The sequence below is a fragment of the Bradyrhizobium sp. SHOUNA76 genome (assembly GCF_023006445.1).
Classification (GTDB): domain Bacteria; phylum Pseudomonadota; class Alphaproteobacteria; order Rhizobiales; family Xanthobacteraceae; genus Bradyrhizobium.
The window spans coordinates 1-7,472 of the sequence record NZ_JALBHA010000328.1 but is presented as its reverse complement, the minus strand read 5'-3'; the positions used below and the strand labels follow the sequence as shown (position 1 = coordinate 7,472).

Here is a 7,472-nt window from a genome sequence, read left to right as displayed (position 1 = left end):
CGATCGACCGCTCGATCCCTACGGCCGCTCATCTCCGCGCAACGCGACCGACGAAGGCACTCTCGATATCCCGGCCTTCCTGCGCCGCGCCGCCAACTGAGCTGGCCGCAAGAGCCGGAGTTACCTGCCTGGCGGCCAGCGAGCCCAACGATGCGTCGTCGTCCCGGGGCGCGACCAACGGGTCCGCGCGAAGCGCGGCCCGATGACAGGCTCCGTCGCGAGCCCGGGATCCATCGGACCGCAGTGACTGTTGAGCAATGGATTCCGGGCTCGCGCCAAGAGGCGCGCCCCGGAATGACGGAGCAAACAACACCTCTCCAATGCCGGACATGGACCGCTGCCAGGCGAGTCCAGGGCGCGATGAGATTGGGACGAATCGTCATCGCGCAGCGCAACGCAACGCAACGCGCCGATGCGTCACGCTGCCGTGCTGCGCGGGCTCTCCGCTGTTTCCTTTTTTTCCGGCTCCTTGTCGCGAGACAGCCATGCCGGGAAGCGAAGCAGGCGATCGTTGTTGTCTTTTGGCGGTTCCACGGGCGGTACGATGGCCGCCTCATTGGCCGAACCCGGGATATCAGGTGCAGCGTGGCCTATTCGCACCGCATCCGCGCGCTGATCCAGTTCGCGCACCAGGGGATCGATGACGTTGTCGATTTCGGCCGCGACCGACACCAGGAAGCTATTGAGCTCGCGGGCCTCGGGCACAACTGCCGCGGCCTGCTCGATCGCCTTGCAGAGACCATCGACAACAGGTGCAAACGCGCTCCCGGCCTGCGTGATCCGGGTTTTGATCGCTTCGATTTCGCCCAGGACGCGATCACGCTCCCGCCTGTTCTTCTCTTCCGAAAGGCGGATTTCGATTTCGGCGATCTGAGCCGTCAGGGTGGCGGCTTCGGATGCAAGAGCATCGCGTCGTCCGCGCGCACGATCGAGGTCGCGACTGAGATTGTCCACTAAGTCGTCCTTTCCGAACATGGCATCGCTCCGTAGGACAGCCGTTTTGGCCTGTAAGAAGGCCTTGGCGCGACCCGCGAGCCCGCCAAGCAGATGCAAGGCAGGATCGGTTGGCATCAACTTCGGTCGCGTCACATGGGCCGACATGGTGATCCCCCCATCCGCATGGTTAACGGATGGTTAATATCAACAGCTGAGGCGGCAACGGGGCCTGCGGAGCGATTCGAAAATGCGCGAAGCCTGCCCCGCGCTCGCGGTGCGAACCGTCGCCAGCCCTACCCCCGAAAATCAATGCTCCGCAGCACGATACCCGGCGGGGTGCCCTCGAACTCCGTTGCCTGATACTTGCGTCCCGCGCAGGCTTCGATGCGCTCGCGCAGGCGCATGAACTGCTCTTCGCGCTCGCTCGGCCGCGCGCGCGGGCCGCGTTCGAGGTCGTCCATCGCGGAGGTCGAGATCGCGCAGGCGATCTCCCTCGCGCCGTCCTGCATCGAGAACTGGACGATCCCCCGGTCCTGTTCGTGGCCGACAAAGCGGCCGCTGGTGAGCGTCATGGGGTTACTCCTTTGCTGCGCGCAAATCAGCCCGCCGTCGTTCCGGCCTGGGTGCGCAACTGCGCACGGGGGCCGGTCCCCATGCCCCGGGCGGCGTTGCCGAAGCACGCTGTGGCACAAGCCATCCGAAACAACTCACTTCGATGGTTATGGGTCCCCGAGGCAGCAAGCAGCGCGCGCGCCCACGCGGCGTTTTAGTCCTCGCTATCGGCGTGGCGCAGGCGTACGCTCGATCGCGTCAGCGCAACTCACGCAATTGCCGCAGGTCGATTTTGCGCTGCATCTTCCGCGTCTCGTGTGCGCGGCACCGCGTGCCCTTTTGCCGCGACCTGCGCATAATGCAGCGCAATCGGACGAATTCGAACCCCAGAGGAGACGGACGTCATGGCCAAGGGACAGCAACGCAGCAATCGCGAGACCAAGAAACCGAAGAAAGACAAGATCAAGGCGATCGCCGCGGCCCCGAGCCGCAAGGAGCCGGCCTGGCAGCCGGATTTCGGGCCGGGGAAGAAGAAGTAGGGGCGGAGCGAGCAGGGCGCGCTGCCTTCCCTTCTCCCCGTGCGGGGGAAGGTGACTTGCCGAAGGCAAGGCTGACGAGGAATTGTTTCTGACGCGAGAAAGTCGCGCCCGGAGAGAGCCCCCTCACCCCTCTCAATCGCGCGGAGCGCGATTGGTCCACCCTCTCCCACAAGGGAAGAGGGAAAGCACGCCATCGTCTCCTCCCCGTCGCGCTTTTCCGCTATACTCGCCCCGGTAGCATCACCCGGAGGCGCATCCCATGGAGCCCGCAGCCACAACCGACCGCAAGCCCGAGCCGAAAAACCTCGTCATCTGCTGTGACGGCACCGGCAACGAGATCTCGGAAAACATCTCCAACGTCCTGAAGCTGTATCGCTGCCTGCGCAAGACCGACAGGACGCACCCGCGGCAGATGGTGTTTTACGATCCCGGGGTCGGCACGGTGACGGAGCCGACGACGTGGCACCGGCTCAAGGCCAACGTCAACCTGGTGCTGGGGCTCGCCACCGGCTATGGGCTCGATGACAACGTGCTCTCGGCCTATTGCTTCCTGGTTCAGCATTACGCGCCCGGCGACAAGATCTACCTGTTCGGTTTTTCGCGCGGGGCTTACACGGTGCGCGTGCTGGCGGGGCTGATCCACAAGGTGGGACTGATCAGGCCGGAGCAGGCGAACCTCGCCGGCAGCGGCCTCGTCGCCTACAAGCAATATTCCGGCACCGGGCGCGGCAACGACATCGAGGATCTCAAGGACGTCGCCTTCGACGAGAGCGGGCCGCTGCCGAAGGACGAATTCGATCTGGCCGCCCAGTTCGCGCGCATCACCTCGACCCGCTGGCCGACCATCCACTTCATCGGCGTGTGGGACACAGTGGCGAGCGTGATCGTGCCGCGGCGCGACAATTTTGTCTTCCTGTTCAGCCTGGAGGAGCTCGCCTTCACGCTGCGCAACCCCAGCGTCAAGACCTTCCGGCAGGCGATCGCGATCGACGAGCAGCGCTGCATGTTCCGGTTGAAGCAATACCGGGAGCCGCAGGAGTTCTGGAGCAACCGCTACGTGCCGGACGAGAAGAAGGTGCCGGAGGACATTCTGCAGGTGTGGTTCGCCGGCGTGCACAGCGACGTCGGCGGCGGCTATTCGGAGGCGGAGAGCGGGGATTCCAAATATCCGCTGATCTGGATGATCGCGGAGGCGGAGAAGGCGGGGCTGAACTTCAACCCGGCGACCGTGAAGCAGCTCGCCTGGGGCATCCAGCGCAAGAACTCGCCGTTCCAATACGTCGCGCCGGCTTTTACGGGCAAGACCGGCATGCTGCACAATTCGATGACGGCGGGCTGGCGGCTGCTGGAATATCTGCCGAAGAGCGCGAAGTACAAGGAGTGGCCGGAGCGGAAGGTGTTTCTCGGCTTCTACATCCCCGATTGCGAGCCGCGCGTCATTCCCGAGGGCGCGCATGTGCATGAGAGCGTGTTGAAGCGCATGGCGGTGGAGCCGGATTACCGGCCGGTGAACATGCCGAAGGAATATGTGACGGTGCCGATGCCGGTGGGGCCGCATGTCGGCTCCGAGGCTGAGGCGGCGGAGATCGTGACGGGGTGAGTTGGGGCGCCAAGCTCGTCATTGGCCTGCCCGGGGCAGGACGACAGCGGAGGTTGAGGCGGCGCTTCCCCCACCCCGCTACCGCCGCTTTCTGCCTTCGCCGCTACTTTTCATTAAAATTCTTCGGCCCGCTTTAGTCGGATCGCATGATCTGCTGCCCATCATTGGGACAGATCATCCGCCGCGATACCTGCGGCATTGGAGGAGAGTGCCAATGTATCCGCGCAAATATGCCCGCGTGAAACCGGCGGGGCTGGTGTCCCGCCAGGCCAAGATCATCACCGACGCGCGCGCGCCGGTCATCACCTGCACGCTGATCGACTATTCGCCCGGCGGCGCCTGCGTCGATCTCGGCGGACAGGTGAACATCCCCGATCGCTTCGAACTGTTGCACGTCAACACCAAGAAGCGCTGCCGCATCGCCTGGAAGCGCGGCACGCGGGTGGGCGTGGTATTTTAGGGGGAAAGCGCTACGTCCCCCTCCCCTTGTTGTGGGAGAGGCTGGCTCGCCGCGAAGCGGGAGACGGGTGGGGGGTCTGTCTCGGCAATCTCATCTCGCAGCTGAATTCGCGGAGGCAGACCGCGCCATAGCCGAGGCTTCGCCTCGGCGTTCTCAGGAACGGCGGCCAAAGGCCGCCTCTGCCACCTTCTCCCACAAGGGGAAGGAAGAATCCTACTTCCGCATCCTGGCTTTTGTGCCGGCGACGATCTGCATGGCGACGCCTGCGATCCAGCCGAAGAAGACGAGCCAGGTCCAGCCCATGTGCGGATCGCCCCTGAGCACGATGACGAGGACGGAGACGAACGCGGTGAGCGTGGCGCAGAGCGTGCCGGCGGAGCTCATGAATTCGGCGGCGTCGATCCGGCTGTGCGCATCGTCAAACGGCATTTGCGGCGTGTCGATGCCGAGATAGAAGCCGACGAAGCCGAGCAGCATCATCAGCAGCAGGAAGCCCTGCGTGGTGAGTTGCGGAATCGCCGATCCGACATAAGCGCCGACGAACAGCCCGCACGCGGCACCCGCCATCGCAAGGCCGACGCGCTCGAAGATGTGAGCCGTTTTGCGAACACGAAACCGCATGTCGGGCCTCCGTTGCGGAGTTGGGGGGACGGAGGTTAGGCCAGTTTTGCGGGAGGCGGAAGCTGGGGAGATTTACGGATGCGTGAGGGGGTGAAAGCACATGCCTTACATTCCGCCGTCGTCCCTGCCTAGTGCGCAATTGCGCACGGGCGCGGGGACCCATAACCACAGGGAGCAGTGTGGCGACGACTCGAAGTAAAGTTGTCAACGCCACCGCGCGCTATCGAGAGATCACGCGGTATGGGTCGCTGCGCCCGTGCGCAATTGGGCACTAGGCAGGGACGACACTGGCGGTTATGGCGCACGCCTGCCCCACACCCGTCATTGCGAGCGCAGCGACTTGTCCGCCGAAGCCTTCGGCGAAGGCGGAGGCAATCCAGAGATGTCAGCGCGGAGGGATCCTGGATTGCTTCGTCGCATCAGCGCAAAATTGCTGCGCAATTTTGTCGCGGGCTCCTCGCAATGACGGAGGTTGCGGCGCGGTCATCGCGCCACACTCCCTCGCCCTCACCGCGCCCCGAACGTGGTCTTGCCGAACAGCGCCTTCTGCGTCGAGGGCTGCGAGCGCCAATATTGCGGTGGTGCCTCGACCTCGCCGCCGAGTTCGGCGGCGGCGTGCCAGGCCCAGCGCGGGTCGTAGAGCATGCCGCGGGCGAGCGCGACCATGTCGGCCTTGCCGCTTGCGACGATCTCTTCCGCCTGTTTGGCCTCGGTGATCAGGCCGACCGCCATCGTCGGCAAGCCGGTCTCGCGCTTGATGCTGTCTGCGAACTGCACCTGATAGCCGGGGCCGAGCGGGATCTTCTGCAGCGGCGAGACGCCGCCGGAGGAGGCATCGATCCAGTCGACGCCGCGCGCCTTCAATGCCCTCGCGAATTCGATCGTCTGCGCCAGATCCCAGCCGCCCTCAACCCAGTCGGTCGACGACACCCGCATGCCCACGGGCTTGTCATGCGGGAAGACGGCGCGCACGGCGTCAAAGATCTCGAGCGGGAAACGCATGCGGTTCTGCAAGCTCCCGCCATATTCGTCGGTGCGCCGGTTGGAGATCGGCGAGAGGAACTGATGCATGAGATAACCGTGCGCGCCGTGCAGCTCGATGGCGTCGATGCCGAGCCGATCCGCGCGCTTTGCGCTGTCGACGAAGGCGTCGCGAATGCGCTTGAGGCCTGCGCTATCCAGCGCAAGTGGAGCGGCCTCGCCCTCCTTGTGCGGCAACGCGCTTGGCGCCACCGTCTGCCAGCCGCCCTGCTCGACCGGAATCAGCTGGCCGCCGTCCCAGGGCCGCGCGCTGCTCGCTTTGCGGCCGGCATGGGCGAGCTGCATCGCGATCGCGGTGGAGGAATGCTTGCGCACCGAATTGAGGATCTGCTTCAGCGCGGCCTCGCAGGCATCGCTGTAGAGCCCGAGACAGCCCGGCGTGATGCGGCCGATCGCCTCGACATGGGTCGCCTCGATGCAGAACATCGACGCGCCCGACAGGCTGAGATTGTTGATGTGGGTGAAGTGCCAATCGGTGGCGACGCCGTCATCGGCCGAATACTGGCACATCGGCGACACCACGAGGCGGTTCGGTAGCGTCAGGCCGCGCAGCTCGATCGGGGAAAACAGGACGGACATGCGGGGAGTTCCGGGGGATGAGAGGGGCAATGAGGGGAGTGTAGTGAGAGGATGCGAGAATGCTAGACGCGCGAGAGGATGGGGGATAGCGACGGGATGCATTGCGGCTATCATTCGGTTTCGCAAGCTCGCGCATCACCACTGCCGTCATCCCCGGGCTCGCGACGTCGTCGCGCCCCGGGACGACAGCGGGGCCTACTCCGTCAGCGTGAACTGCAGCAACAAGGTCCGCTGTAGCATCGAGAAATTGTCGTCAGAGACCAGCGTCAGCACGGTCTCGCCCTCGGCAGTGACGTGGGCGTCGATGCCTTCCATGTTGTCGATCTCGTGGCCGAGATCGGCGACGAACAGCGCGGGGCCGTCGACCAGCGCGCCCGGCGCGATCGACTTCAGCGGGATCGAGCGGATGCGGATGTTGACGCCGGTGAACCAGGAGAATTTGCGCTCGAGGATCAGGAGCTCGCCGGAGGGCAGCAGCACGGCGTCGCTGATGTCGTATTTCTCGATGCGGCGAACGCTGAACTGGCCGGGCGACGGGCCGCCGATCAGGAAGGCTGTGAGGTTGCCGTCGGCATCCAGCCCGCGCTCGGAGAAGGCGATCAGGGTGCCGGCGAGCGGCATGTTCTGGTCTTTGCCCTTGGGAACGACGACCAGCGCCTCCAGCCCCTTGTTGGACGGCAGCCTGCGCACGCCCGCCGGCACCGGCATCACCTCGCCGCGCGCGGCCGTGCCGCCCTTCGAAAAATCATAGCGCAGGATCTGGTTGACGCGCTCGAGCCCGACATAGACGAAATTGCCGTCACGCGCGATCGATTCCGAATCCCACCACAGCCGCTTTTCCGTGATCGGCCGCCCCTCCGCACCTAGCAGCGGCGCGGCCTCGACGTCATCGAGGCCGGCCATCTTGCCGCCGGCGTAGCGGATGCGACCGGTGAACCAGCCGCCCTGGTCGGAGACGGCGAGGAAGCGCTCGCCCTTGGCATCCAGCCGGATGCCGGACAATCCGCCAAAGCCGCGATAGGGCGAGGTCAGCACCAGGCCGCTGCGATACTCCAGCGAGCCGAACCGCGTGCGCGTGCGGTCGCGCGGCTCGAAATTGGGAATGGCGCGCGCATTGACCTCGATGCTGACAGGCTCGGAGACG

Annotated in this window: 8 protein-coding genes; 3 read left to right on the top strand and 5 right to left on the bottom strand. The window is 65.1% G+C overall.

The annotated features are described in order from the left end of the window. Nucleotides 1-417 precede the first annotated feature (417 nt). Both MOV74_RS26220 and MOV74_RS26215 read right to left on the bottom strand, forming a co-directional pair. A complete protein-coding gene (locus tag MOV74_RS26220; protein WP_246929252.1) occupies nucleotides 418-1,101 on the bottom strand; it encodes a hypothetical protein in 684 nt (227 codons plus the stop codon). A 128-nt stretch (nucleotides 1,102-1,229) separates the two neighbouring features. Continuing rightward, nucleotides 1,230-1,508, bottom strand: coding sequence for a DUF1488 domain-containing protein (locus MOV74_RS26215; RefSeq protein WP_246929251.1), 279 nt, complete (start codon nucleotides 1,506-1,508; stop codon nucleotides 1,230-1,232). A 384-nt stretch (nucleotides 1,509-1,892) separates the two neighbouring features. On the opposite strand from MOV74_RS26215, the gene MOV74_RS40860 reads away from it, so the two are divergent. The 3 genes from MOV74_RS40860 to MOV74_RS26205 all read left to right on the top strand — a co-directional run bounded on the left by MOV74_RS40860 (nucleotide 1,893) and on the right by MOV74_RS26205 (nucleotide 4,087). Beyond that, nucleotides 1,893-2,027, top strand: a complete 135-nt coding sequence (locus tag MOV74_RS40860) for a hypothetical protein (RefSeq protein ID WP_256469282.1) — start codon at nucleotides 1,893-1,895, stop codon at nucleotides 2,025-2,027. Nucleotides 2,028-2,286: 259 nt separating this feature from the next. Beyond that, complete coding sequence (locus MOV74_RS26210) at nucleotides 2,287-3,627, top strand: DUF2235 domain-containing protein (RefSeq protein WP_246929250.1); 1,341 nt, start codon at nucleotides 2,287-2,289, stop codon at nucleotides 3,625-3,627. 214 nt (nucleotides 3,628-3,841) lie between these two features. Further along, entirely contained in the window at nucleotides 3,842-4,087 is a 246-nt protein-coding gene (locus tag MOV74_RS26205) for a PilZ domain-containing protein (RefSeq protein WP_246929249.1), read from the top strand. 213 nt (nucleotides 4,088-4,300) lie between these two features. Here MOV74_RS26205 and MOV74_RS26200 read toward each other — a convergent pair whose 3' ends face one another. The 3 genes from MOV74_RS26200 to MOV74_RS26190 form a co-directional block, all read right to left on the bottom strand. Next, nucleotides 4,301-4,708, bottom strand: coding sequence for a hypothetical protein (locus MOV74_RS26200; protein WP_246929248.1), 408 nt, complete (start codon nucleotides 4,706-4,708; stop codon nucleotides 4,301-4,303). A 507-nt stretch (nucleotides 4,709-5,215) separates the two neighbouring features. Further along, complete coding sequence (locus MOV74_RS26195) at nucleotides 5,216-6,328, bottom strand: NADH:flavin oxidoreductase/NADH oxidase (protein WP_246929247.1); 1,113 nt, start codon at nucleotides 6,326-6,328, stop codon at nucleotides 5,216-5,218. Between the two features lie 195 nt (nucleotides 6,329-6,523). Further along, a partial coding sequence (locus MOV74_RS26190; protein WP_246929246.1) for an esterase-like activity of phytase family protein occupies nucleotides 6,524-7,472 on the bottom strand: 949 nt, incomplete at its 5' end.

Excerpts from the sequence above, each read along its gene's own strand:
- MOV74_RS26220 (WP_246929252.1), bottom strand. The coding sequence starts at position 1,101 with ATGTCGGCCCATGTGACGCGACCGAAGTTGATGCCAACCGATCCTGCC.
- MOV74_RS26215 (WP_246929251.1), bottom strand. The coding sequence starts at position 1,508 with ATGACGCTCACCAGCGGCCGCTTTGTCGGCCACGAACAGGACCGGGGG.
- MOV74_RS40860 (WP_256469282.1), top strand. The coding sequence starts at position 1,893 with ATGGCCAAGGGACAGCAACGCAGCAATCGCGAGACCAAGAAACCGAAG.
- MOV74_RS26210 (WP_246929250.1), top strand. The coding sequence starts at position 2,287 with ATGGAGCCCGCAGCCACAACCGACCGCAAGCCCGAGCCGAAAAACCTC.
- MOV74_RS26205 (WP_246929249.1), top strand. The coding sequence starts at position 3,842 with ATGTATCCGCGCAAATATGCCCGCGTGAAACCGGCGGGGCTGGTGTCC.
- MOV74_RS26200 (WP_246929248.1), bottom strand. The coding sequence starts at position 4,708 with ATGCGGTTTCGTGTTCGCAAAACGGCTCACATCTTCGAGCGCGTCGGC.
- MOV74_RS26195 (WP_246929247.1), bottom strand. The coding sequence starts at position 6,328 with ATGTCCGTCCTGTTTTCCCCGATCGAGCTGCGCGGCCTGACGCTACCG.